The sequence below is a fragment of the Fimbriimonas sp. LA-C6 genome, from assembly GCF_055398105.1.
In genome coordinates, this window is the sequence record NZ_AP038796.1 from 3,622,285 (window position 1) to 3,646,858 (window position 24,574).

At 53.5% G+C, this 24,574-nt stretch carries 22 protein-coding genes and 1 tRNA gene; 11 read left to right on the plus strand and 12 right to left on the minus strand.

Annotated features, from left to right (window positions below; genetic code table 11):
- Positions 1-4 precede the first annotated feature (4 nt).
- The 3 genes from ACZ51B_RS16645 to ACZ51B_RS16655 form a co-directional block, all read right to left on the minus strand.
- Positions 5-1,000, minus strand: a complete 996-nt coding sequence (locus ACZ51B_RS16645) for an alpha-E domain-containing protein (RefSeq protein WP_464294468.1) — start codon at positions 998-1,000, stop codon at positions 5-7.
- Entirely contained in the window at positions 997-2,460 is a 1,464-nt protein-coding gene (locus ACZ51B_RS16650; RefSeq protein ID WP_464294469.1) for a circularly permuted type 2 ATP-grasp protein, read from the minus strand. Before ACZ51B_RS16650 ends, ACZ51B_RS16645 begins: the two co-directional genes overlap by 4 nt.
- A gap of 100 nt (positions 2,461-2,560) precedes the next feature.
- Complete coding sequence (locus ACZ51B_RS16655; protein WP_464294470.1) at positions 2,561-3,562, minus strand: sialidase family protein; 1,002 nt, start codon at positions 3,560-3,562, stop codon at positions 2,561-2,563.
- Between the two features lie 68 nt (positions 3,563-3,630).
- On the opposite strand from ACZ51B_RS16655, the gene ACZ51B_RS16660 reads away from it, so the two are divergent.
- Positions 3,631-3,996 carry a hypothetical protein gene (locus ACZ51B_RS16660; RefSeq protein ID WP_464294471.1) on the plus strand — a complete coding sequence of 122 codons (366 nt, stop codon included), beginning with the start codon at positions 3,631-3,633 and terminating at the stop codon, positions 3,994-3,996.
- 30 nt (positions 3,997-4,026) lie between these two features.
- On the opposite strand, the gene ACZ51B_RS16665 is transcribed toward ACZ51B_RS16660, so the two are convergent.
- Together ACZ51B_RS16665 and ACZ51B_RS16670 are read right to left on the minus strand one after the other, a co-directional pair.
- Positions 4,027-6,141, minus strand: coding sequence for a hypothetical protein (locus tag ACZ51B_RS16665; RefSeq protein ID WP_464294472.1), 2,115 nt, complete (start codon positions 6,139-6,141; stop codon positions 4,027-4,029).
- Positions 6,142-6,497: 356 nt separating this feature from the next.
- Positions 6,498-7,823 (minus strand): hypothetical protein, encoded by a 1,326-nt coding sequence (locus ACZ51B_RS16670; RefSeq protein WP_464294473.1) that lies wholly within the window; start codon positions 7,821-7,823, stop codon positions 6,498-6,500.
- Between the two features lie 72 nt (positions 7,824-7,895).
- Between ACZ51B_RS16670 and ACZ51B_RS16675 the strand changes: the two genes are divergently transcribed.
- On the plus strand, positions 7,896-8,144 hold the full coding sequence (locus ACZ51B_RS16675; RefSeq protein ID WP_464294474.1) for a hypothetical protein: 249 nt from the start codon (positions 7,896-7,898) through the stop codon (positions 8,142-8,144).
- Positions 8,145-8,257: 113 nt separating this feature from the next.
- On the opposite strand, the gene ACZ51B_RS16680 is transcribed toward ACZ51B_RS16675, so the two are convergent.
- Positions 8,258-8,332: transfer RNA gene (locus ACZ51B_RS16680), tRNA-Asn, on the minus strand.
- A gap of 181 nt (positions 8,333-8,513) precedes the next feature.
- Between ACZ51B_RS16680 and ACZ51B_RS16685 the strand changes: the two genes are divergently transcribed.
- Both ACZ51B_RS16685 and glpX read left to right on the plus strand, forming a co-directional pair.
- The gene (locus ACZ51B_RS16685; RefSeq protein WP_464294475.1) at positions 8,514-9,731 is read left to right on the plus strand and encodes a rhomboid family intramembrane serine protease; all 1,218 of its coding nucleotides are present in this window, start codon (positions 8,514-8,516) and stop codon (positions 9,729-9,731) included.
- Positions 9,732-9,827: 96 nt separating this feature from the next.
- On the plus strand, positions 9,828-10,787 hold the full coding sequence (gene glpX, locus ACZ51B_RS16690) for a class II fructose-bisphosphatase (protein WP_464294476.1): 960 nt from the start codon (positions 9,828-9,830) through the stop codon (positions 10,785-10,787).
- Here the strand turns inward: glpX and ACZ51B_RS16695 are convergent.
- Complete coding sequence (locus ACZ51B_RS16695; RefSeq protein ID WP_464294477.1) at positions 10,784-12,757, minus strand: glycoside hydrolase 5 family protein; 1,974 nt, start codon at positions 12,755-12,757, stop codon at positions 10,784-10,786. The two genes, glpX and ACZ51B_RS16695, sit on opposite strands and share 4 nt — an antisense overlap.
- Positions 12,758-12,797: 40 nt before the next feature.
- On the minus strand, positions 12,798-14,297 hold the full coding sequence (locus ACZ51B_RS16700) for an AAA family ATPase (protein WP_464294478.1): 1,500 nt from the start codon (positions 14,295-14,297) through the stop codon (positions 12,798-12,800).
- 130 nt (positions 14,298-14,427) lie between these two features.
- Between ACZ51B_RS16700 and ACZ51B_RS16705 the strand changes: the two genes are divergently transcribed.
- Positions 14,428-15,393, plus strand: a complete 966-nt coding sequence (locus ACZ51B_RS16705; RefSeq protein WP_464294479.1) for a tetratricopeptide repeat protein — start codon at positions 14,428-14,430, stop codon at positions 15,391-15,393.
- Between the two features lie 50 nt (positions 15,394-15,443).
- Here ACZ51B_RS16705 and aroF read toward each other — a convergent pair whose 3' ends face one another.
- Both aroF and hisC read right to left on the minus strand, forming a co-directional pair.
- Entirely contained in the window at positions 15,444-16,493 is a 1,050-nt protein-coding gene (gene aroF / locus ACZ51B_RS16710; protein WP_464294480.1) for a 3-deoxy-7-phosphoheptulonate synthase, read from the minus strand.
- Positions 16,490-17,602, minus strand: coding sequence for a histidinol-phosphate transaminase (gene hisC / locus ACZ51B_RS16715; RefSeq protein WP_464294481.1), 1,113 nt, complete (start codon positions 17,600-17,602; stop codon positions 16,490-16,492). The genes aroF and hisC overlap by 4 nt, the downstream gene beginning before the upstream one ends.
- A gap of 177 nt (positions 17,603-17,779) precedes the next feature.
- Here hisC and ACZ51B_RS16720 point away from each other — a divergent pair, with 177 nt between their 5' ends.
- Together ACZ51B_RS16720 and ACZ51B_RS16725 are read left to right on the plus strand one after the other, a co-directional pair.
- Entirely contained in the window at positions 17,780-18,436 is a 657-nt protein-coding gene (locus tag ACZ51B_RS16720; RefSeq protein WP_464294482.1) for a hypothetical protein, read from the plus strand.
- A gap of 17 nt (positions 18,437-18,453) precedes the next feature.
- Entirely contained in the window at positions 18,454-19,191 is a 738-nt protein-coding gene (locus ACZ51B_RS16725) for a hypothetical protein (protein ID WP_464294483.1), read from the plus strand.
- Between the two features lie 52 nt (positions 19,192-19,243).
- Here ACZ51B_RS16725 and ACZ51B_RS16730 read toward each other — a convergent pair whose 3' ends face one another.
- Positions 19,244-19,537, minus strand: coding sequence for a hypothetical protein (locus ACZ51B_RS16730; RefSeq protein WP_464294484.1), 294 nt, complete (start codon positions 19,535-19,537; stop codon positions 19,244-19,246).
- Between the two features lie 176 nt (positions 19,538-19,713).
- Between ACZ51B_RS16730 and ACZ51B_RS16735 the strand changes: the two genes are divergently transcribed.
- The 4 genes from ACZ51B_RS16735 (at position 19,714) to ACZ51B_RS16750 (ending at position 23,587) form a co-directional block, all read left to right on the plus strand.
- Entirely contained in the window at positions 19,714-20,688 is a 975-nt protein-coding gene (locus tag ACZ51B_RS16735; RefSeq protein WP_464294485.1) for a glycosyl hydrolase family 18 protein, read from the plus strand.
- Positions 20,689-20,858: 170 nt separating this feature from the next.
- A complete protein-coding gene (locus tag ACZ51B_RS16740) occupies positions 20,859-21,089 on the plus strand; it encodes a hypothetical protein (RefSeq protein WP_464294486.1) in 231 nt (76 codons plus the stop codon).
- Between the two features lie 417 nt (positions 21,090-21,506).
- On the plus strand, positions 21,507-21,986 hold the full coding sequence (locus ACZ51B_RS16745; RefSeq protein ID WP_464294487.1) for a MarR family winged helix-turn-helix transcriptional regulator: 480 nt from the start codon (positions 21,507-21,509) through the stop codon (positions 21,984-21,986).
- Between the two features lie 155 nt (positions 21,987-22,141).
- Positions 22,142-23,587 (plus strand): aldehyde dehydrogenase family protein, encoded by a 1,446-nt coding sequence (locus tag ACZ51B_RS16750; protein WP_464294488.1) that lies wholly within the window; start codon positions 22,142-22,144, stop codon positions 23,585-23,587.
- Between the two features lie 89 nt (positions 23,588-23,676).
- On the opposite strand, the gene ACZ51B_RS16755 is transcribed toward ACZ51B_RS16750, so the two are convergent.
- Positions 23,677-24,570, minus strand: a complete 894-nt coding sequence (locus ACZ51B_RS16755; RefSeq protein WP_464294489.1) for a dihydrodipicolinate synthase family protein — start codon at positions 24,568-24,570, stop codon at positions 23,677-23,679.
- Positions 24,571-24,574 lie beyond the last annotated feature (4 nt).

The window sequence follows — 24,574 nt, forward strand, 5'->3', positions numbered from 1 at the left end:
GAAGTTATGCCTGTCCTTGCAGCATCGACTGCTGCGCCGAAACCCGGGTGGCACAAAAGTTAGTATGGATGCAATTGCCAATCCCATTCAGCTTTACTTGCAAATCGTCCAGATACTCATGAAGCCCACCCAAAATGACTTCGTTCACATCCGCCCACATCAACTCCGACCGCAACTGCCCCAACTTCTGCTCGCTCGAATACATGAACGTACCAGCAGGAGAACCCGTGATCAAATTCAAAGAATCACTAGCGCAGTTTAAGCAATACAAAACAGCACGAGGAAAGTCGCGACTCAGCAAAAGGAACTCAACAATCTTGTCCGGCGACAACCTTCCAAACCGCTTCCGATACATCTCAAAGCCACTGCAAGACTTCAAAACCGCTCCCCACTGAATGTCGTCCACAGGAGACCCCACATAGTCCGCTCTCGGAAGCAACAAGAAATACTTCACATCGAGAATACGAGAAGTCCGATCAGCCCGCTCAATCATCCGCCCCATCTGCCCAAAGTGCCAAGCCTCAGAATGCGACATCGTCGCATACGTCAGCCCCTCCCACAAATGGCTGGCCATCCTCACCGACCGATAAAACTCATGCGGATTCTTGTGCCCATTCCCGGTCCGCGCAGCATCCTGCACCATCAAATAAAACTGATTGATGTGCTCCCACATCTCACTCGAAATAATCTCCCGAACCGACCGAGCATTCTCTCGAGCCGAGTGCAGGCAAGAAACGATGGAATTCGGATACGACTCGTCATAAGTCAGAAACCGAATCACATTCGCCTTCGTCGGCGAATCATACCGACTGCTATATTCAGTCTCATCCCCCGTAACCTGATACAGAGGCGCCCACTGCTCCACAGTAGACCGTGGAGCATCCATGCTCAAATTCAAGTTCACATCAATCGAACGAGCAATGTTCTCCGCCCTCTCAATATATCGATGCGCCCAAAACACCGACTCAGCAGCTCGACTCAGCAATAACGGTTCTTTCACAGCACAACCACCGCATGAGACGGAACACCATCAACCACCCAAGTGTCCTTGCTCCCACCACCCTGAGACGAATTCACCACCAAAGAACCCTTCTGCAAAGCCACCCGAGTAAGCCCACCGGGAAGCACAAACATCTCATCCGCCCCATAAAGAATGTAAGGCCGCAAATCCACATGCCGCCCCTCATATTGCTGCCCAGCAATCACCGGCACACGAGAAAGACCCAAAGTCGGCTGCGCAATATAGTTCCGAGGATTAGCAACAATTCGACGAGCAAACTCAGCCTGATCCTCCTTCGTCGAGTGAGGACCAATCAACATCCCATACCCACCGGCCTCATTAGCAGCCTTCACTACTAACTGCCCAATGTTCGCCAACACATACTCCCGATCCTTCTCATCCCAACAAAGATAAGTCGGAACATTCGGCAGAATCGCATTCTCTCCCAAGTAGTACTGAATCATCTTGGGCACATAGGCATAGACAACCTTGTCATCCGCAATCCCCGTTCCAGGAGCATTCACAATCGCAACCCGCCCAGCCCGATAAGCCTCCATCAACCCGGGCACACCGAGCATCGAATCGGGCCGAAACGCCAGCGGATCCAAAAAGTCGTCATCAATCCGCCGGTAAATCACATCCACCGGATCAAGCCCACGCGTCGTGCTGGTGTAAACCCGATTGTCCTGTACAACCAAATCACGCCCCTCAACCAACTGCACACCCATCTGCTGAGCCAAGAACGAATGCTCAAAATAAGCCGAATTCGCAGCTCCAGGAGTAAGCACCACCACCCGCGCCGAACTGGAACCATTAGGACAAAGCGACTCCAACATCGCAAGTAACTTGCTCGGATACTCATTCACCGGCCGAATGTTAAGCCCCTCAAAAACCTGAGGGAACGTCCGCTTCATCACCTCACGGTTCTCCAGCACATAAGACACACCCGAAGGGCACCGGAGATTATCCTCCAAAACAAACATCTGCCCCGAATCGTCCCGCACCAAATCAATCCCCGTGATATGGCACCAAATCCCCTGAGCAGGCTTCAATCCCACGCACTGAGGCCGAAAAGACTTAGCCGAAGTGATCACATGAGAAGGAATCACCCCATCCGCAACAATCTGCTGCTCCCCATAAATGTCAGCCAGAAACAGATTGAGAGCCTTAATCCGCTGCTTCAAACCAAGAACAATCGCATCCCACTCCACCCCACTAATCACCCGAGGCAAAATGTCAAAAGGCATGATCTTCTCAGTCCCACGCTGATCACCATAAACATTAAAAGTGATCCCCATGTACAACAAAGCAGCCTCCGCCGCCTGCTGACGCTGAAGAAGCTCACTGCCCGAAAGATCGTGCAAAGAGTTGATAAGAAGCTCTACTTCGGGGCGAGGAAACTGGGCAGACGAGAAGTACTCGTCGTAAAAAATCTCTGGATCGTATGCATCAAAGCGCAATGTTGCGGAGCCTCCTCACAGTGCCAGGACTCCGCTGTCCAGACTTCTTCGTGCATCTTAACACTGGTTCCCCAGAATGCCAACCGGTAACGCCAAAGAATTATTTCGGGCAGTTTTCCAAAGGGATCACCACATGCCGAATCCGCTTCCGTTTCCAAGTGTAGACAATGTGAATCTTCCCATCCCGAGCCTGCATCACCGACGGATAAGAAAACTCCTGATCCGGCTCATTCTCCAAAACCAAAAACGGCTTCCAGTGATGCCCGTCACCAGAAACAGCCACCCCCAAAGGCGACCGCTTCCCACCCCAATGCCCCGGCGTACCAGGAACAGGGTTATAAACCATCACATGACGCCCATCCCGAAGCGTCACCGCATCCGTCCCCGAGTTCGGATTAGCAAGCTCCCCAAGCACCATCCGCCCCCAACTAACCCCATCATCCGCCGACTCAATCTCAAAAATCCGATCCTGCCGACTCCGCCCCACAGCCAACAACCGCCCCTTTCCAACGCGCAAAATACTAGGCTGGATCGCCTGAATCGCAACCCCGTCATTCACCGCCCCAGTCCTAGTCCACGTCTTCCCCAAATCACGCGACCGCTCAAAGTGAACCGTCCACCCAGAGCTCTCATCACTGCTCGGACACAAAATATCCCCGTTCCCAAGCTGAATCGGTCGGTTCTTAATCGGCCCCAAAATCCCGTCCGGCAACCGATGCGCAGACCCCCAAGTCCGCCCCCCATCTTTGCTAGACATCAACATCCCCCACCAATGCCGAGGATCAGGACCCACCTTGTAAAACAGCAACAAAGGCCCCTTCCGAGGCTGAAACAAAACCGGATTCCAACACGGATACCGCTTGCCACCCTCCAACCCCACCGCAACCTCAACCGGCTTACTCCACTCCCCGCGCTCCTCCCGAGCTAACCAAATCCCAACATCATCCGTCCCTTCCTGAGTCCCGCCAAACCAAGCCGCCACCATCCCATGCTTCGACTCCTCAATCGTCGAGGCATGGCACTCCGCAAAAGGCGCGGTCTCAAAAATGAACGAATTACGAATGTCGGGCATAGGGTTGGCAAACATAAACGTAGCAAGCATATCTGTCTCCAATCATTTTGAACCCACAAAACGCCAGAACGTCGTAACATCTATACCGGAGGTCTTCAATGGCGATTGACTGTAGCGGACGAAAGGTCCACTGTGTAGAAGAAGCAGAAAGGTACATCTTCAACTTCCTCTGTGGCTACCAAAAACAGAGCGAAACGGTAAAGCGACTCAAGTCGCACGACTACGACCTATATCTCCCCTGGCTGAGCGAGATAGTAATCAACCAGCCCGCAGAGGGCGAGCCCGACCTAATCCCAGCCACAGCCCTCGATAGGCTCTACATGGAAGCCGCCTGGTCCCTGTGCCAAAAAGGCTACCTACGACCCGGCCCCAGAAAGATCAGTAGCGAAAACACCCACGACGGATACGGCAAAGGCTTTTCGCTCACCTTCAAAGGCGACGAATGGATCAAATCCGTTCAGTAAGAGATTGGGACCTTTAAAGTCCCAATCTCATCAGCGTCCCGAGAACTCGACGTCAATCTCGCGAACCCGCGACTGACTAGGGAACCGAAGCCAAACCAGCCCCAGCTTGCCGTCATAAGAAACCTGAACGGTCGCACCGTCACTCAAGGTCACCTTCTTCACCGCAGAAGGCGCCCGCAGCAACACAATCGCCTTAGTATCAGCAATCCCCTCAATACTGCCCGTCCACCGAGTAGCACTGCTCGACTTCTGAATCAAACGCCCAGAAGCCGCAATCACCGACTGCTTCGTCTTCGCCAGATCCACCAACAAGTGCCGCGCACCCGGCTTCAACTCAATAACGTTCTGGAACCGCAACTCAGAATCAAACAGGTCCACAAACGACCCCTTCAAACTCTTAACAGGAAGAACGGTCTCGTCCATGCCAGCCGCAACCACATATGGCCCGCGACGCAAAACAAGCGCAGAAGACTCACTCCAGTTCCGGCTCCCACCTTCATTCTTGATCTTCTCCGCCAACCAGCTCGCGCCGTCCGCGCTATGCGAGATCTCACTTGGACTCCGCTTCAGATAAACCAGCTTCCCACGCCCAACCTTATGAGCGCCCTCAGCCGGATTCCGATCAAGCCCCATCACCTCAAACAGATGCTCGCGAGGTGACTTATAACGGTTGGCACCCTCATTCCACCACTCGCGTACCGCCAGAAATGGGTCCTTGTCCGCGTCCACAAACGCCAACGTACCGCCGCCCTTCACCCACTTCGCAATTGCATCATGAACATCCGCCGAAAGAGGCTTCATCCCCTCATAGCTCATGAGGATCACCTTGAGATTGTCCAAATAGTGGGGAAGTGTCACGTTCTCAAGCTGAACAGGCTCCACAGCCACGCCGCGCTTCACAAACGGCAGCGCCAACCCATAGAAATGCCCAAGATGAGCATCACTCGCAGAAGGACCACCCCTCTGGAACATCAGCGAGTCACTAGCCATCACCCCAATCCCGTGACTGCCGCTCTCCCACTTCACCGACTTCTGATCCATATCCCGCAGCGCATTGATCACGGTCTGCAACTCAGTCGCATACTCGTCCGGAATCAACACACGCTTGCCCTTATCAGTCTCCGAGGGATACTTCTCCGTAAAGATCCGCTCCGGCCAAGGCATCACCTCATACTGCGAAACCTCAGGCTGCAACAGCGATGCCAGCAGCGTCGCGTGATAGTTGGTCCGATAGTCGCCCCAGTCATGATCCGGGTTGTCCTCAATCGGGTCCGCCAAGTACCAAACACTCCGCCCAGTCGACCGCACCAGATTTTGCATCGACCCATACTCAAGGAAAGCAGTCTCAAAAGTCCGCTCCTTCTCAACTCCTTGATAAAAATTAGGCGTCCGAGCAGTCCCAGTCCAAACCTGGGCAATATAACCATCACACCCGTTCAACTTCGCCAAGCTCGATTCCGGACTCACAATGTTCCACGAAGAGTAGTTCAACAAGCTGTGGGTCGGCACATAACACCGAACCTTGGTGCCGTGCTCCTTGTTATATTCCTGAATCGAATCAAACACCTGCTGAAGCGCCCGCCGGTACAAAAAGTACATCAACTTGGCAGCGCGCCAACGTGCATCTGGGGAACTAGTAGGATCTTGCCACTCCTCGTTGTAGTAGCTCTTCCACTCCTTCTTAAAGCCCACCCCGTAGCCGCCAAAATTCCAAAACTCAGGCTCTTCCAGGTGAACGGCCTCAACTCCAACTTCAAGCGCCCGACGAACACCGCTCGCCAAATACTTCCCATAGTTGGCACCCGGCGACATATAGTAAACGTCCCGACCATGGCCAATCTTCTCGCCGTTCTGCTTGGCCTGAGCCTCTTCCTCGTGGTTCACCCCGTCCCATCGCCCAAAGTAGTAGTCCTGATACTCTCCCCAAGCAACACCGGTCATCAGATGGACTTTGTAGCCCTTGTTTCGCCACCCACGAACGCGATCAGGCATCGACTTATCGATCCCATAAACAATCGCCACATCCGCCCCGATGTTGATCCGATCCTTGTAAGGACTCCCCGTCTGGAACACCGTTCGTTCCTGACCCCGAGTATCCACCGGTCCCTGAAGCATGACGAACCCAAGGAGAAGCGAACTAATCACAGCTCAAAAACTCCCACCAAGACTTGGTCCAACAATGGAACGGTGCTCATAGCGAACTTTGATACGAGTCTCATATGCACCCACCATCCTACTCGCAACATTGCCTGTCCAAACAAAACCATTGACGAAAATGAGGAAGTCCCCCGACCGGTTTTACTAATTTCATACAACCAAACCAGAAGCCCAACAACAGAAAAGCCACCCCGTAAGATGGCTTCATTCTGGAAACTTACTCGTCCATAAGTGTCAGCTTTCGAACCAAACACCGTCTGGTGTCGGCCACGACCAACTCCTCGGAGCGAAAATGCAGACCACATCGCCCCGAGATACTCCCCACCGCTGAATCATCCGATCCCTTATCGGTAAACCCGGCGGAGGCTGAAGGTCATCTTGTAGTGCGACCCGTGCCTGTAAAAATCAAGCGTCTTGTCGAGCCTCTGACCGTTCATGAGGCGCGCCGCGTTGACATCGTTCGCAGTCCATCGCAACCACTGAACTCCAAGGCAGTTATCTCCCTCGGACTCCACCCCGGTCAAAACGTCGGCCATGAAGTAGCTCATCTTCACGTCCCATGGCGCGTTAGGGTACTGCTTGCTGAAAGTGTCATTCTGAAGATGAGACATCGCCACCTCAACGATCCAGGGGACCCAGGTGAGCTCGTTATTCCCGTTGGGGAAATCTCCCATCCACTTTTGCAAATAGACGTCCCAGTAGTACTGACAGCAGTTGGCAGCGCAAGCGAGATAGAAGTTTTTCTCCGGGTGGGTGGTCGTTGCGCAAACCGGCTTGCGGTCCAGCTCAACGTACCCCTCTAGGCTTTCGTCACCCAACGCCATATACGTGTGGTTCACAACGTTGTGCAAGATTCGGGTCAGCGGCGTGTTCGTTCCGTTCTCATCCAGCGCGATCGCGAAGAAGTACGGATCATCGGTGCTCATCCCACTATCTGTTTCAACGCATTCCGCCGAACCAAGCACGACTTCGTATTGAGGTGCCTTGATGCATTTGACCGTGACATTGACGCTGTTGCTCAGAGTCACGTGATCGGGAGCCACGTAGTACAACAGGTAATCACCTTCACACTGAGTCGCGGGAATCTTGCTCACGTCGCCGGTTCCGGTTGTCGTCAAAAAAGTATCCTTCTGGTACGGGTTGTTCAGCGGATGCAGGACGAGACCACCTCCCGCCTGGAGCCCTGAACCCGTAACGAAGAACGAATCGCCCTGTTTCAAGCTGCTCTGGCTTACCGACGCGATGCGGGGCCTTGCTCCGATCGCGGGTGGAACCACCTCCATGATCTGTCGGTTGGAACGTCCCAAGCCCGGAACTTCCACGCTTACGTAGTAGAACCCCGGAAGGATGTTCGGCACCTTTCCCAAAAGGCCGAGGTCATCACCATCGATGGCATTCGTGGTCGCTACTTCAACGTACGTATCCGCGCCACCATATGCGAAGGATGATTTTTCGAAGTGGATAATGTCCTGGAAGACTCCCCCCCTTTGCGGCATAAAGTGTTGCCCAACGATGCCGAACTTTGCGAATGCCAGGCTCGCCGGGTAACCGTGGGGCAGTCCAGCCTTGGTCTGAAGGTAGCTGATACTTGGTGGATCGCTCTGGGCACTTGCCACTTGGGTCGCCAAAACAGCTAACACGGGAATCAAGAGTTGTCGAATCGCTTTCATGGTTCTCCTTTCGACTCTGCGGTGTTTCACAAAGCCTCCGCTCTTAACTGAGCGGCGATAAAAGGAGTTTGGGTGGCCATAGTCACAGCCACCCAATTCCAACGTCACAAAGACGTCACAACTCTACATACGGTCATCGTTGTCAATTCCTGGGCACCTGTCGAACCCGCAAGAATCGCCCCTCTCGCCCGAACGACGAAGAAAACCAACCAGCAGAAACGAACTCTCAGTCCGCAAGACTTCAAAGAGCCGAACATCCCCAACTGCGGCCAAACCTCCCTGAAGGGTTCTCATAAACGCGCCAAAGATCGGCGCGGCTAAAGCTCAAATCAAAGCTGAAACAACCGGACTCCGTACGCGTTCAGCAAAATCAAGCGGCTTAAAAACAAAAACGTCCTTGGGGCATTCCCAAGGACGCTTTTGTTTTAAAACGATGGCTGCCGCACAAGGACTCGAACCTTGGACCCGCTGATTAACAGTCAGCTGCTCTACCACTGAGCTATGCGGCAATGGACGGTCAATAAGTTACCCCCCAAGTTCGGGGTTCGTCAAGGGGCCAGCGAAAAGCAGCTGAAACATCCTTGCACTTGTGCAACTAAAGACTCGTTCTCTAAGTGTCGGAAGAACCATTGCAACTAACCAGGGTGTCCGTTTAGTATCATCTGGGTCGGCCCAGCCGGCTGCCCCAAAATGCTGCTACCTTACCGAGCAAAAAATCCCCCAGAAAGCCTTCCCATCGCAACGGTACTCATCATCGTGGCAAACGTGGTGGTGTTCTTCCTCACCCAACAGGGAGGACAAGTCACGCAAGCCGCAGTAGATCAGTTAGCACTTCCAGGTTCTTCACTCGACCCACTGAGAATCCTCACCTCCTCGTTCCTACACGGAAGCCCGATTCACCTCATCGGCAACATGGCGTTCCTGTACCTGTTCGGCTTCGCAGTAGAAGGTCGGCTCCGAACACCCAAGTTCGTCCTGATGTATGCCGTCTCTGGGCTCACCTCGGCGCTGCTGCACCACTTCACCATGGGTATCGCCAACCCGGACATCCCAAGCCTGGGAGCATCCGGTGCCATCATGGGCGTCGTCGGCGCGGCCATGTACATGTTCCCATTCGCGGAGATCGATGTCGTGTTCTGGTTCTCCTTCCGATTCGGCACATTCAGCTGGCCCATGTGGGGTGTCGGCCTCTTCTACTTAGGTTTCGACCTCTTCTGGGGCCTCATCAAAGCTCACGATGGCGTGGCCCACTTTGCCCACGTCGGAGGCGCAATAGGCGGCGCTCTCGTCTGCCTAGCCCTCAGAATGCCCAGAGACTCTGAGTTTGTCAGTCAAGCGAAATCAACGCTTCACGAAACGCGAGACTTGAGTCTTTTGTCTAGGCATGAGCTTTCAGAGTTATACAAAACACAAAACGACTCCCCCGTCCTCACGCTCCATTGGACCCTCCGATCTCTCCGAGATGACCGACTCTCGCAAGAGTGCTGCGACGCCTTCTTCAAGCACTTCCCAAGAATGTTCGCTGAATCGGACGCCCGAGCCATCTACCCAGCCCTCCAAGGCCTCCACCAAAGAGGTCTCGCCAAACCAAGAGAACTGTTCCAAATGGCAGACGCCCTCGACAAAGTCGGCGACTACAACGCCGCGATGGCCATGTATCAAGGCGTCATGCGCCACGAAAGCGCCGATCTTGGTGACAGAGAAGCAGCCACCTACCGAATGGGAATGCTCTACGAGGCAGCTTACAAAAACTACCCCAAAGCAAAAGAGTGCTACGATCAGGTCATTCAGATGAGCCCCATGAGCCCATTCGCAGACCAAGCCAAAACCCGTCTGGCCAGCGTCGTCCCCAAGCTGATGATTCCCCCGCCACCTTCAAATCAGCCGCAAACACCCTATAACTATTAATGCACGGTAAACGGTCAGCGAAGACCGTTACGTGTGAAGTACACTTTTGTCTAATATTCTGGTTGGAGACAACCAGCTACAACGGAGTAGACCAAAATGAACCGAAACCACCACCTCGATTTCCTGCGCGTCACAGAAGCCGCAGCTCTCTCCAGCGCCCGCTGGGTCGGCAAAGGAGATCGAAACAATGCCGATCAAGCCGCCTGCGAAGCCATGCGCAGAGTCCTCAATGAAATGGACATGTGCGGCACCATCGTCATCGGAGAAGGCGAACGAGACGAAGCGCCGATGCTATTTATAGGCGAAAGTGTCGGAACAGGCACCGGCCCAAACATCCAAATCGCTGTCGATCCACTCGAAGGCACCAACCTCTGCGCCAACGGAACCCCCAACGCCATCGCGGTCCTCGCGGCAGCAGTAGAGGGTGACGGCCGACTCATGCACGCCCCCGACTGTTACATGGAAAAGCTCGTCGCTGGACCAGAATGCCGTGGAATTGTAGACATCACTTTGCCCCCAAGAGTCAACGTCCGCCTCATGGCCAAGGCACTTGGCAAAGATGTTGACGAGTTGACCATTGGAATCCTAGACAGGCCAAGACACGAAAACCTCATCAACGAAATCCGGGAAGCAGGCGCCCGCGTCCACCTAGTCCCAGACGGAGACCTCTCCGTAGCCATAGCAGCCCTAGACCCAGACTCAGGCGTAGACGGCCTCATGGGCACAGGTGGTGCACCAGAAGGGGTCATCACCGCAGCCGCAGTCCTCTGCTGCGACGGCGAGATGCAAGCCCGCCTCAAGTTCACCACCGAAAGCCAACGCGAAAGAGCCGAAAAAATGGTCGACGGTGACATAGACAGAGTCCTCACCACAAAAGACCTAGCAGACGGCAACGTCATGTTCGCCGCCACCGGAATCACCTCAGGCGACCTCCTAAAAGGCGTCCGATACCGAAGAGGCTACGCCCTCACCGACTCCATCATCATGCGCTGCGCAACCGGCACCCTCCGAAGAATCGAAACAGTCCACCGAAACGTGGACCGCCACACCTTCTAGGACTTGCGCCGAAACACCAGGACCGCATCCTTGCAAGGCATGCCAAGGGTAAAGCTAAAGTCGTGGATGGCCTGAATCATCCGCGACTTCTTCCCAGTATCCAAGTCAAACACGTCCACGTCGTACTCCGCGTCCGCCAACGGAATCCCCCGGAGAGTCACATCCTCGCCGAGCTTGAATCCCTCACGCGTCGTAATCCGGCTCATCATCCAGTCCGACTCAGAAAGCACACTCGCGGTAGCCTGAGGAGCCAGCTTCGTCACCACATACCGATCCACGCTCACCCAGTCGTCTCCAATATTCTCAATCAAAACCTTCGTGCTCCCCTTCGCAATCGGGAACACCCAATCCTCTTGAGCCTTACTCTCGGTCGCACCCGCAGGGAACACCTTCTCCTTCACCAAAGCCCCATTCAACCGAACCTGCAGATGCCCCCCGCCTTTCGAAGATCCCGACACATGCATCCGAAACTCACCAGCCTCACCACTCTCAATCTGAAACTGAATCGGCCCCGGCATCATCTCAGGGTGAGACTTGCCTTGAATGTAGGAGGAAAGCCCACTAAACGCAGTACCCAAAGCATCCTCAGGTAGGTTGAACTTCACCTGAGTCGAAGCCGCCCACCCAAGCCCAGGCCCAAACGTAAGGTCCGACTTCTGCTCTGTCAAAACCTTCACCTTAATCGGCTTGGCATCCGCATGCTTCGCTAACTGGCTAGCCTCAAGGATCTGACTCGCAGTGGCATATTCGCCATAAAGATCCTTCTTCTCAACCGCATCCCACTGCCAAAACATCGCCGTCCCTGCATGGTTGGCCAGCATCGCCGCATAAACCCCATCCCGAAGCGCAGCCCGAGAGTCATCCCGCTCCAAGTCAGCAGGCCCAAACTCGCCAAAGAACGTCGGCTTGTCCCTCTGAACAGCAAACCCGCCCACCGCAAGCCTAATGCTCGGCGGATAAGTGTGAGGCTGAGCATAATCCACCACACCCAGAAGCCCAGGCCGCTGCTCCGAACTCGTGGTAATCAAATGCTGGTAAGGGTCAATGGACCGCAAATACTCAGCCATCTCCTTGTGCCAGCTCTCAATATCCGCCCAACGGTTGTTGTATCGCGCATCCACCCACTCAACTTCGTTAAACAACTCCCAAGCCAACACATTAGGCGAAGACGAGTAACGCGCAACCGCATAACGAAGCCACTTCTTAGCCAATTCCTTGGCCCGCTTGTCCGTAAAGAAATCAGCAGGGTCCTTAAGGAATCCCCCCTTGGCTTCATTCATGGGGTTGTCCTGCCAGTTCGGATTTACCTTGGTGCTGAACTGCCCGTGATGAAACATCACCATCTGGAACCGAACCCCAGCCTTGGTGCTCGCATCCACCACCTTGTCCCAACTAGTGAGAGCCGGTTCCCAAAACTGCCCCTTGTCCACCTCGCCCTCTTTGGGCCACCAAGGATTCTTCCCACCCCAATGACAAGCCCAAACGCGAGACCAGTTCACCCCAACCTTCCCACTCTTCAGAATCTGCTCATCAACAGGCAAGGGAACACTGCCATCCCAAGCCATATTAAAACCAATCGGATAGTAAGGCGTCCCATCCGAAAACCGGAACCGGTTGGAATGCTTCGGGTCTAACTCAACAAAGCCCTTAGCAAGAGGGTTCTTGAGCTCCAAATACCCCTCTTTCGCCGTCTCCTGGGTCGGACTCCCATTGCGCACCAACTCAGCACGATAAGTCCCAGGCTGCTTGGAAACCAGCACCGCCTTCCACGCACTCTCCTCCGAGTCGAAGTACGCAAGCCGATCCTCTTTCTGCCCCTTCTCACCCAAGAAAACGACATGGACATCGTTCTCAGCAGGATCGTAGGGGTTGCCCGCAAACTGGACCGCAAACGTCGCCGTCGCGGGTCCGTACCATGTCTTAGGGAGGTCTTGGCACGTCGCGAGGGCGGCAATTATAACAGGGAACATTCCAAGCTGAGGTTACACCCTAGCGTGCCCAAAAGACAGCCTACTCATCCCGTTTACTAGCCGGACGAGTCCGCAACTCCGCCCAAGTGCGAAGCTCATCAATCTCCTCGTGCATCATCACACTCAACGGAACCACCGCTTTCACTTCAGCAATAAGGTCCTTCTGCAACAGGTCCCGCCCAGCATCAAATGCCACATAAAGCGAGCCAACAATCACCTGCTCAATCTCAGCCCCAGAAAAGCCCTCAGTAGCCGCAGCAAGCTCTTTCAACTTAAACTTCTTCACATCCCGCTTCCGCTTCGAAAGGTGGATCGCAAAAATCTGCTCCCGCTCTTCCTTATCCGGAAGGTCCACAAAGAAGATCTCATCAAACCGACCCTTACGCAGCATCTCCGGAGGAAGCGCCGAAACATCATTCGCCGTAGCCAAAAGAAACACAGGCGAAGTCTTCTCGCTCATCCAAGTAAGGAAGGTGGCAAACACACGCGCCGTAGTGCCGCTGTCGCTGGTCCCACTACCCCCAACGCCCGCAAACCCCTTCTCCAACTCGTCCGCCCACAAAACGCACGGAGCCACAGACTCAGCCGTACTAATCGCACGCCGAATATTCTCCTCGCTCTGCCCCACCAAACTCCCAAAAATGCGCCCCACATCCAGCTTCAACAAAGGAAGATTCCACTGAGCAGCCACAGCCTTCGCCACCAAAGACTTACCGCAGCCCTGAACACCCAGCAGCAAAATCCCCTTAGGAGCAGGAATCCCAAAGTCACGCGCTTTGTCAGTAAAAGTCTGAGTCCGCTTATCCAGCCACTCTTTCAAAAGCTCCAGCCCACCAACATCCTTAATGCTGCTATCCGGTGCGTAATACTCCAGCAACCCAGACTTACGGATGATCTGCTTCTTCTCTTCCAAAACAGCGTCCACATCAAACCGCTTCTTCTCCACAAGCGACCGAGCAAACACCGACTCAATCTCATCCATCGTCAGCCCCTGAGCCGACTTCACCAGCCGCTCACGGTCCGCAGGCTCCAACTCCGTACTGATGCTCGCATTCCCCTGAACAGCCGAAATCACCCGATCCAACGTCGCCGAGATCTCACCCGCAGCAGGCAAAGGAAACTCCATCACCGTGATCTCCTTCTGAAGATCAGGAGGCAACACCAAAGTAGGGCAGAGAAGAATAATCGTCTGAGACCGACTCCGCGCTCGAGCCGCCAAATCCCGCAACATCCGGATCACGCGGTAATCCTTCATATAAGGATGAAAATCCTTCAGCAAGAACACAGACCGCTCAGGAGCCTCATGAATATTGGCCAAAGCCTCCAACTCCCCAGGCAACGCAGTCGATTTAGGAGCACCAGCAGGGCGAGGCACCGGAGGGTTCATCCCTTTCGTCACGCTCCAAGTGTGAAAGCTCCGCTTCAAGTTCTGGCAAATAGCCGTAAGAGCCTCTTCCACCCGCCTCTCTTCCCAAGAAACGACATACAGAATGGGATATTTCGCGCGGATCAAGACTTCGATCTCTTGGGAAGCTGGCATGACGTTGATGCTACCCGCGACTTGCAACCCAATTGGGCCACTAGACCGTAGTGGTTTCTAAACGAATTCGGGTTAAAATTGGAACGTAGCAACCGCTTTGGTTGCCGTTCATTTGCTTGCGGAGAAGACCATGATGTTTAAGAAGACCCCCCTAGGGGACCACTCGGTGCTGGCCGAACGTTTCAAACTCCAGAAAACAGCCGGCGAACTAGATGCAGCCGTAGAAAGCGGCTCAGAATGGGTACGCATCTGCGACGCCTGTTTTGGCAGACAAGACCTCCGATCCATCGAAGCCCGAAAGCAACTAGGCCAACTCTTCCTAGAACTCGGCAACTTCGTACGGGCAGGCAGCCTCTTCACCGAAGGCCTAGCAGACTCCGTCACCACCACCGGCCCCAAAAGCCCCAGCACGGTCATGTTCCAGTGCCTCCTTGGCTGTACCAAACTCAAACAAGCCAAGAACTTCGAAGCCTACGAACTCTACACCCAAGCCCTAGAAATCTCCGCCCACGTCCTCCGCCGAGCCGACGACGAAATGCTCCCCCATTTCCGAAACCTAGTCGGCCTCTGCCTACGCCTCAGCAAATTCGAAGAAGGAATCAGCAACGTCGAATTCCTCCTCGAACTCTGCGAAGCAAGACTAGGCAAAATCCACCCAGAAGTAGCCCAAGACCGCTACCTCTACGCCCTCCTTCTCATCAAAAAAGACCTAGAGAAGGAAGCCCTAGAACAGTTCCGCCTAGCCGCACAAATCGGCGAGCAAGTCTGGAAAGAACCCAGTGCCATCCTCTGGACCTACTACCGAGACCTAGCCACCTGCTACGGCGTCCTTGGCCAACTCCAAGAGTCCGCCGACACCTTCCTCAAAGCCCAAGCCCTAGAACTCAACACCAAAGGAATCGACCCCATCGAATCCGCCATCCTCAAACTAGAATTCGCCAAAACCCTAGTAGAAATGTCCCAACCAGACCCCGCCCGCGAACTCCTAACCAAAGCCATGGAAACCTTCCGAGCCCGCCTAGGCCCCAAAAACCCCCTCTACCTAGAATGCGAACTAGGCCTCAAACACATCGAATCCAGCTCCGTAGCACCCTAAAACAAAAAAGCGCCTCCCATTCAAAGAATGGGAGGCGCCGTTCAGAAGCCTTAAGCCAATACGCCAGACTTAAGCGAAACCGACCGACCCACAGCATGGGCAATCGCCGCCAACTCAGGCATCAGCGTCTCAAACGCCTCAATAGTAATGCTCTGAGCGCCATCCTTAATCGCATGATCCGGATTCGGATGAACCTCAATGATCAGACCATCCGCGCCAATAGCCACCGAAGCCTTAGAAGTAGGACCAACCAACTCCCGCCGACCAGTACCCTGAGAAGGATCCACAATCACCGGCAAGTGCGACAGGTTGTTAATAGCCGGAATCGCACTCAAATCAAGCGTGTTCCGAGTGTAAGGCTCAAACGTCCGAATACCCCGCTCGCAAAGCATAATCTGCTCATTGCCCGCACTCGCGATGTACTCAGCAGCCAACAGCCACTCTTCCAACTTAGCAGTCATACCGCGCTTCAACATAACCGGAATGCGAGACTGACCCACCTCACGAAGCAAGTCATAGTTCTGCATGTTCCGCGTTCCAATCTGAAGAATGTCCGCATACTGCGAAACCTCTTCAACCTTGCGAACGTGCATCACCTCAGTAATAACCTTCAGGTTATACCGACGCCCAGCCTCCTTCAGAAGCTCCAGCCCCTCAACCCCCATTCCCTGATAGGAATAAGGTGAAGTACAAGGCTTGTAAGCACCACCCCGAAGAATCTGCGCGCCAGCCTTGCTCACCGCATCCGCGGTTCTAAACAACTGCTCCTCAGACTCAACAGTACAAGGACCAGCCATCATGACGACCTCGTCGCCACCAATCTTCACGCCACCAACGTCAACAATCGACTTCTTGCCGTGGTTGTACTCCTTGGCAACAAACTTGTATGGCTTCGTGATCAAGATCACGTCTTCAACGCTGTCATACGCCTTCAACTGATCAATAAAGTCGACCTTCTCGTGCTCTTTGCCACCCACGGCGCCAATCACGGTCTTCTCAACTCCATAAATAGGGTTCACAACGTAACCCATCTCAACAAGGCGATCGCTGATCTCCTGAACCTGTCGGGCCTCACTGCCGCCCTTCATCACAATAATCAACGAACCACCGCCGGTGCCATAACTTCTTTCAATTCTTTCACGAAAATCTGCATCTCCTCGTCGGTCCCAATACTAACCCTAAGGCAGTTCGGGCTACCGAGTACATCGCCAGGACGGGTAATAACGCCGCGTTCAAGCAGCGCCTGGAAGACGGGCCTGGCTGGCCGCCCCAAATCGGCGAACACGAAATTAGCAAAGCTCTCAACCGGCTTCGCTCCGAGTTCCCGGAAGGTACCGGCGAGGAGTTGAATTCCTCGCCGGTTGTTCTCCACCGTTGTCCTCACGTGATCGTCGTCTCCGAGGGCCGCAATACCTGCAACCTGGGCCAGAGAGTTGATGCTAAATGGCTCGCGAATACGATTAATCGCATCGACGATTTCTTCAGGCGCAAAACCGAAACCGACGCGGATCCCGGCCAGCCCAAAGGCTTTGCTGAATGTGCGAAGGCCAATCACGTTGCGGCCCGCGCGAATGTAGTCGAGAGAAACTGGATAGTCGGCTTCGTCAGCAGCGAACTCGTAATAAGCCTCATCCAACACCACAGGAATATGGGCCGGAATCGCATCAAGAAACGCATCCATTTCAGCCTTCCGCACAATCGTTCCGGTCGGATTGTTAGGATTCGCAATCCAAATCAACCGGGTATTGGCAGTAACGGCCTTCGCCATCGCAGGAAGGTCGTGCTTAAAATCGCCGTCAAGAGCAACCTTAACCAACGGACTTGGAGCAAGGTGAGCCGCCGCATCATAACGAGAGAAAGAGGGATCACCCATCAACATCTCGTCATCAGGCCCGCCCAAGAAAACCAACCCAAGCAGATGAATCAACTCATCACTGCCGTTGCCAACAATGATCTGCTCCATCGGCACGCCATACTTCTGGCCAATCGCCTGCTTCAACTGATAGGCCGCGCCATCAGGATAAATGTGCATCTCTGCCGCAGCAGCCTGCACCGCAGCAACCGCCTTAGGTGAAGGTCCAAATGGGTTCTCGTTCGATGCCAACTTGATCACACGATCAAGCCCGAGTTCGCGCTTTACTTCCTCAATCGGCTTTCCAGGAGAGTAAGGCTGCATCTTCAAAACGTTCGAACGAATCTTGAGCCCCATAAGCCTATATTGTGACAGGCGAACCCACCCAGATGCGCCCTTGAACCTACACACCGACCATTCCTGGTAAGGAATTTAACACCGCTAACAGGTTAGTAGCCGTACAACCGCAACGATTTCAGAGAATTTTGTACCAAGGCATGAACGTCTTATAATTGAATCCGCACCAACAAGAGAATGAGAACGTCACCCAAGGTTCGAGAAGTCTGGCAACCCAAGCGCATCGATGGATGGCAGCTGCTCCTTCTCGCCTTGGTCATCGGTCCAATCACCTGGCTATTCTTGGTGGTCAGATCAAACCCAAATGAGTCCCCATTAACCAGTCGAAAACGCCACCTTAGAACCCTGTACAAGGCAATCAACCTCTACCTAAACGACTTCGACCAAACGTTCCCCCACTACGCCAACCGACCCGAAGACATCACCCCATCCTTCGACCCAGCCAAAGACTGGACAGCCATCCTAAAACCCTACTACGCCACACCATCCATCCTGAGGGACCCTCTAGACGGCTCAAATCCAACCAAATACCTCACCACCTATGCGCTCAACGTCAGCGCCGCACTCGGTCCCCGCCAAGACGACATCCAGACCAAAAACTGGATTCTCATGGGCATCAGAAACAATGCTAAACTCCCCCCGACAACAGCCTGGATTTTCGACTGGACTCAATGGGCAAATAAGGATCCAAAAGAGAGATTCAAAGCAGCCCAAAACGATCTGACCTTCCAAGGGACGGCCAGCTACTTTCTTACATTGGATGGCGGAGTGATTCCATGGAGCTTTGACCGCGTCTGGTCAAAGGACAAAAACCAGTTCGATCCCCACAATTAGGATCAACCAGCACTCAGATGTTCAAAAAAATCCTCTTCCGCGATGTCCTCTGTATCACATTCTTCCTGGCTGTCATGGCCGCACTTTTCATGCCCGTATTCATCGAATGTGGCAAATCAACACGTTGGCTAACCCTCTCCAACATGAAGCGAATGTCTGTCGGCCTTTTCATGTACACGAGCGACTTCAACGATAAGTTCCCAACCTACGCCACTCGCACAGTCCAAGACCCACACCTGCCCCCAGTATGGGACGATAGGGCCAGCTACGCATCCGAAGACAAAGATTGGACCACTGCGATCTTCCCATACGTCAAAGATGCATCCCTATACAGATCACCGCTCGACACGTCCAAGCCTCCCAAAGACCCAAACCACCCAAGCATCAGCAACGGCGAATACAAAACGTCATTCACCCTCAACGCCTGGGCAGCCTACGGCTTCAAAACTGCAGAGGCCAAGAATCCTGGCAGTTGGGTGACGCTAGGAATCCGAAACAACAACAGCAAACTACCGACCCGAGCCTGGATCTTCCACTGGTGGCTTTGGGGAGAACAGAGCGCGAACACATGGCCGCAGCCATTCACACCGAGCATTGACCGCGAAGCCGCACTCGAACTCTACAGGAACGCAGACAACAAGCGAGATCAAGACTATGAGCTTTTCGCTTTTGGCGATGGACACGCAAAACATATCAAACTCCGCTCCCTCTGGCTCTCCCAAAAACAAAACTACTTCTGGCCTTACAGCGAATAGGACGCACAAAAAAGCGCCCGAGTCAAAACGACTCGGACGCTCCTAAGAGATCTTACTTGCCGGTGTAAGCCTTGGTTGGCTTGCTGGCAACGCCCTTCACGCCGACTTTCACGCCAGCCTTCTTCGCTTCCTTAGCCTCAACAAAGCCCTTAAAGGAAAGGTTGTGGCCCTTGTAGTACAAGCCACGGAAACCGCGCTTTCCGCCCGACGGGCTCAAGTGGCAGTAGTCGCAAGTCTTCTTCTCTTTCTTGGCGAAAGGAGGAATCGCGTTTGCCTGGAAGCTAGAACAGGCGATAACGATGAGCGAAACGCCGAAAACGAGAGGAAACTTAATTTGTCGCAACATAAGACTGACTCCAGAGCGGAACACCGCGTGATGAGTGACTATAGCAAAAGTATCGGGTCTAGGGAAGGTCATCATCCGAAAAATCCTATAAATCTGCCACAGATGTCCACAACGACAGACAGAATTTCTTCAGTTTCCAGTCGCCGAACAACTTCACCAAGCGTAAAGTTGTAATCATGATCGCCACTGTCATATGGGCAAGCTGCATGGTCCCCCAACTCCGACTCAGCGCATGGATGATGTCCTGGGACCCCGATTCACTGAACTCCTTCGAGACACATGCTGCCCAAATCGACACGGTAACAATCGAAGGCATCCGATGCACCGCCAACGGTGACTCAATCCGAGACAACACCCCATCAGAAGAAAACCTAGCCAAGACCAAGAAGATTGCCAAACAAAACCGCACCAAGGTCTTCGTCATCGCGGTCAACTCCACCGGTGATGGTTTCGATGCCAAGTGCCTCCACGACATGCTCCGCTCTCCCTCGCTCATGGAAAAGCACACAGACGCCCTCGTCCAGCACACCATCACAATGGGAGTAGACGGGCTGGATCTCGACTACGAAAGCCTCAATGCCGCAGACCGTGACCCCTTCAGCACCTTCGTGGAGCTCCTCGCAAAGAAACTTCACTCAAAACGAAAAATGCTCGCAATTGCAGTTCACCCCAAGGTTTCAGAGCCTGGAACATGGGACGGAACCATCGCTCAGGACTGGCCCAGATTGGGGAAGGTAGTTGATCGATTTAGGGTGATGTGCTACGACCAGCACTGGGAGACCTCAGGAGCCGGACCCGTGGCGTCCATCAACTGGGTCTCAGAAGTAATGTCTAACGCCGTAAAAACCGTCCCTAAACAAAAACTGGAAATAGGAATCCCAGCATATGGCTATAACTGGAAAGGTAAGAAAGGGGAATCTTTTGGTTGGAAAGAATTTCAACAACTCTCAAGTCAGTACCAATTTAAGAGAGATTTAGAGTCACAAGAACTCACAGGTAGCTACGATGGACGTGTCGTCTTCTTTGCAGATGCCGATGCAAGTAAACCCAAAATCGAGTTGGCAAAAAAGCTAGGTGTAAGAGGACTTGCAATGTGGCGATTAGGGCTGGAAGACCCGGCTATTTGGCATAGTTTCATTCGAAATAAGTAAGAATAACAGCTAGGGATATTATCCAATAAGTATTGTTCTTAGTTTTTTCTTATCCTGGTGGATGCAGTGTGAAGAAACCCTCCTTACGTGCGGAAGATAAACGGTGAGGAGGTCTGGATATGGACCCGGTCACACGCACATATGTAATAGTCCCGCCCGATCTTTCAAGCATGCAGAAGACACAACCCGTGTCTCCTGCAAGTCAAACAAGACCCGGCTCAGATCATGAGTCGAACTCGGACGGAAGCTCCACGTATAAGCCAAACGTAGTAGCGAAGACGCTTCAGGTTCCAGAACCAAAGCGATACATCCTTACTGCGGATCAGTACGAACAAGCGCAAGCGATGGGGCTGACTATGCATCCGACACTAACTCAAAACGAACTCGATCTTCTGGTATAGGGTCGAGTGATTGAGAAGGGTGATGTTACAGGCATACTGCCAAAACAGATATGCCTGTAATTCACTTGTCAAATAGAGTCAGCGGTCAACTATTCTCCCAAAACTCTAGGAGGACCTTTATAGGTCGAAACAAAGTGCTCTCTGTCAGGTGTGCCGCTTGCATGTCCGTTTACCAGATGAAAGTGTGGAGCATACTAACGCGCCATCTTAGCCTCTGAGAACCGCTTCGTGGACGGGGGACTACCCATCCCTATCAAGACACTCTTGACTGTAAATTCCGACAACCTAATGTCTGGGGCAAGGCCCTAAGACCGTCTAGGGCAGTCTTGGAATAACACAATGTGAAGTCATTCAAATTTTATCCGTTTTTTAGCTTCAAATTCGGGATAATGTAGTTTCCGTAGGTTTTTGATTTATATGCGAACTACTACTAAGAGTGCTGAGCTGACGGAGAAGGCAGTTGGAGCCTATGTCAAGCTAATCCGAAGCGGAGAGTTCCTCCACCATCAGGTCAGCCGTGGCTTGGTGTCTGAAGGCTTTACCGCAAGCCAATTCAGCACCCTCAAAGTGCTTAAACTCCGTGGCCCCCTCGCTCAACGGGATATTGCAAAATATCTTGTCAAGACAGGTGGTAACGTCACCGTCGTGGTGGATAACCTCGAAAAGCAAAACCTAGTTACGCGAATTCGAGATACCGAAGACAGAAGAATCGTCTTCGTGAAAATCACCAAAGAAGGCGAAGACCTCTTCGACAGACTCTATCCAGAGCACCTCGATAGGATCCGCAAAGCAATGAACCCACTTAGCGACCAAGAGTGCGATCAATTGCTGGCGCTTCTCGAAAGAGTTCATCCGACTTTCGGCGAACCTCTCTGCGCACCAGAAGACGAGTCCTGAAAATCGACCGGAATTTAATCAATATTGAACGGTTTTGCCTTCAACGAATGGGTAAATTGAAGACTGTGATCGAGTTGCTCATCGGTGTGGATGTGTTATAAACGATCTACAAAGCTTGATGGCTTATAGGCTCAAGTAGCTCTCCAATTTGAACCATGGACGCGACTCAACTTAAAAATTTCATAGGCGGACAGTTCGTTCCGTCTCAATCTGCAGACTGGGGCAAGACACTAAACCCCTCGAAACCCCAGCACGTCCTGGCAATGATCCCTTGTGGGGATGCCGCCGACGTCGAAGCTGCGGTCAGCACCGCTGCGGAAAGCCAAAAAGCTTGGGCAAAACTATCCGGTCCAGCTCGATCGGAGGCGCTCTACAAGTGGGCAGATGCAATCCAAGCCCGAAGCGCAGATCTAGCCAACGCAGTCGTCGCAGAAGTCGGTAAGCCCATCGGAGAAGCCCGCGGCGAAGTCGGACGATGCGTAGCCATCCTCCGCTACTACGCAGGAGAAGCAGTCCGCTCCGTCGGCGAAGTCGTTCCAGCACAGGTAGGCGGTAGCCTCCAGTACTCCCTCCGACAGCCGCTCGGCGTTGTAGGACTCATCACACCTTGGAACTTCCCACTGGCCATCCCACTCTGGAAAGCCGCACCGGCTCTTGCAGTAGGAAACACCGTCGTGATGAAGCCGGCAGAGCAGTCCTCCTACACGGCAAGCCTCCTAGCAGAGACCGCCGCAGCAGCCGGACTTCCAGCAGGCGTCTTCAATGTCATCTTCGGTAAAGGCTCACGGATCGGCGGAGCCCTCATGGGTCACAAGGACATCCGAGCAATCAGCTTCACCGGCTCGGACGCAGTCGGCGAAGTAGTCGCAAAGACCTGCGCTGCACGCAACATCAAGTATCAAACAGAGATGGGCGGTAAGAACGTCGGTATCGTCCTCAAAGACGCCGACCTCAAGCAGGCCGCAAACCTAGTCGCAAGCGGAGCATTCCGATTTGCAGGCCAGAAATGCACGGCCACCAGCCGCGTCGTCGTCGAGAAAGCTGTCAAGGAAGCATTCCTCAAAGAGCTCATCGATGCAACCAATGCACTCAGCATGATCGATCCTGCTGAAGCAACTTCAGCGCTCGGACCAGTCATCAGCAGCGACTCCAAGAACGATCTCTACAAAGCAATCAACGCCGCCACAGCAGAGAAGGTCCTAGGCCCTGACGCGAACATGACCGGCGAGTTTGCAGAAGGCTACTTCGTATCCCCAACGCTCTTCACAGGCGTGGACATTGAGTCTCCTCTTGCACAAGAAGAACTGTTCGGCCCAGTACTCGCCATGCTAGATGCCGAAGACTACGAGCATGCCATCGCACTCGCGAACAACTCGAAGTTCGGTCTCAGCGCGGCTGTCTACACCAAGGACATCCCAAGTGCCCTCAAGTACATCGATCAGATCGAAGCCGGTCTGGTTCGTGTAAACGGAGACACCACAGGCGTCGACCCACACTCCCCATTCGGCGGATTCAAGGGTTCCAGCTCACACGTTCGCGAGCAAGGCTCCGTGGCGAAAGAGTTCTACACCGAGTACAAGACAGTCCAAATCAACCCTTAAATCCTTTAGGGTGTTGTTGCCCAACCCAAAAGGTTGGGCAACAAAAAAGGGCTCCTGTTCTTCAGAACAGGAGCCCTCTTCTATTTCTCTTAGAGAGTAGGGCGGTTGGCGATGCCTTCGCGGATCGTCTTCAGAGCAGCTTCTCGCTCGGCTCCAACAACCTCGAGACGTGGAGGGCGGACTCGCTCGCTTCCCATGTTCACTTCTTGCTGAGTCAACTTGATCAGCTGAACAAACTTCACCACGACGTCGAGCTTGAGAAGAGGCAGGAACCACTTGTACAGCTCAAACGCCTTGTCGTACTCGCCAGCCATGCACAGATCGTAAAGAACAACGGACTCCTTAGGAAATGCGTTGACGAGACCTGCGATCCAACCGGTCGCACCAGCCTGGATACCCTCAACGAGGATGTCATCCATTCCAACAAACAGAGCAAGTCTGTCGCCGATCAGCGATCGGATCGAAGCCAGTCGTCGGATGTCAGCGGAAGACTCCTTCACGCTGTGAAGGTTCTCGTTCTCAGCTGCAAGCTCAGCAATCTGCCAAGGCAGAACGTCGCAAGAGTAAGCAATCGGGTTGTTGTACAACATGCACGAAAGCTTGGTAGCGCGAATAACGGAGTTGAAGTGGAACTTGGCCTCTGCCCAGTCAGGAGCGTAAACGTATGGAGGAAGGACCATCAAGCCCTCGCATCCAACTGCTTCAGCTTCTTTAGCAAGTGCCACAGCTTCAGCAGTGCTGAGCGATGAGATTCCTGCGATGATGGGCACCTGGTCGCCAACAGCAGCAACACAAGTCTTGAGAATGGCAACCTTTTCATCGAAGGAAAGAGTTGCGCCTTCTCCAAGCGAACCGAGAGCGACGATACCCTTGCTACCGTTCTCCACAAGCCACTTGACGTGGGTTGCGATGAACGCATGGTCGATTGTTAGGTCTTCGTTAAAGGGGGTGGTGATTGCTGGGAAAACTCCGCGCCATAGCATAGGT

Bases quoted from the DNA above. Each gene is read 5' to 3' on its own strand.
- ACZ51B_RS16755 (WP_464294489.1), bottom strand. From the start codon at position 24,570: ATGCTATGGCGCGGAGTTTTCCCAGCAATCACCACCCCCTTTAACGAA.
- ACZ51B_RS16660 (WP_464294471.1), top strand. From the start codon at position 3,631: ATGGCGATTGACTGTAGCGGACGAAAGGTCCACTGTGTAGAAGAAGCA.
- ACZ51B_RS16735 (WP_464294485.1), top strand. From the start codon at position 19,714: ATGATCGCCACTGTCATATGGGCAAGCTGCATGGTCCCCCAACTCCGA.
- ACZ51B_RS16695 (WP_464294477.1), bottom strand. From the start codon at position 12,757: ATGTTCCCTGTTATAATTGCCGCCCTCGCGACGTGCCAAGACCTCCCT.
- glpX (WP_464294476.1), top strand. From the start codon at position 9,828: ATGAACCGAAACCACCACCTCGATTTCCTGCGCGTCACAGAAGCCGCA.
- ACZ51B_RS16685 (WP_464294475.1), top strand. From the start codon at position 8,514: ATGCTGCTACCTTACCGAGCAAAAAATCCCCCAGAAAGCCTTCCCATC.
- ACZ51B_RS16720 (WP_464294482.1), top strand. From the start codon at position 17,780: ATGAGAACGTCACCCAAGGTTCGAGAAGTCTGGCAACCCAAGCGCATC.
- ACZ51B_RS16725 (WP_464294483.1), top strand. From the start codon at position 18,454: ATGTTCAAAAAAATCCTCTTCCGCGATGTCCTCTGTATCACATTCTTC.
- ACZ51B_RS16705 (WP_464294479.1), top strand. From the start codon at position 14,428: ATGATGTTTAAGAAGACCCCCCTAGGGGACCACTCGGTGCTGGCCGAA.
- ACZ51B_RS16700 (WP_464294478.1), bottom strand. From the start codon at position 14,297: ATGCCAGCTTCCCAAGAGATCGAAGTCTTGATCCGCGCGAAATATCCC.
- ACZ51B_RS16750 (WP_464294488.1), top strand. From the start codon at position 22,142: ATGGACGCGACTCAACTTAAAAATTTCATAGGCGGACAGTTCGTTCCG.
- ACZ51B_RS16745 (WP_464294487.1), top strand. From the start codon at position 21,507: ATGCGAACTACTACTAAGAGTGCTGAGCTGACGGAGAAGGCAGTTGGA.
- hisC (WP_464294481.1), bottom strand. From the start codon at position 17,602: ATGGGGCTCAAGATTCGTTCGAACGTTTTGAAGATGCAGCCTTACTCT.
- ACZ51B_RS16670 (WP_464294473.1), bottom strand. From the start codon at position 7,823: ATGAAAGCGATTCGACAACTCTTGATTCCCGTGTTAGCTGTTTTGGCG.
- ACZ51B_RS16655 (WP_464294470.1), bottom strand. From the start codon at position 3,562: ATGCTTGCTACGTTTATGTTTGCCAACCCTATGCCCGACATTCGTAAT.
- ACZ51B_RS16730 (WP_464294484.1), bottom strand. From the start codon at position 19,537: ATGTTGCGACAAATTAAGTTTCCTCTCGTTTTCGGCGTTTCGCTCATC.
- ACZ51B_RS16740 (WP_464294486.1), top strand. From the start codon at position 20,859: ATGCAGAAGACACAACCCGTGTCTCCTGCAAGTCAAACAAGACCCGGC.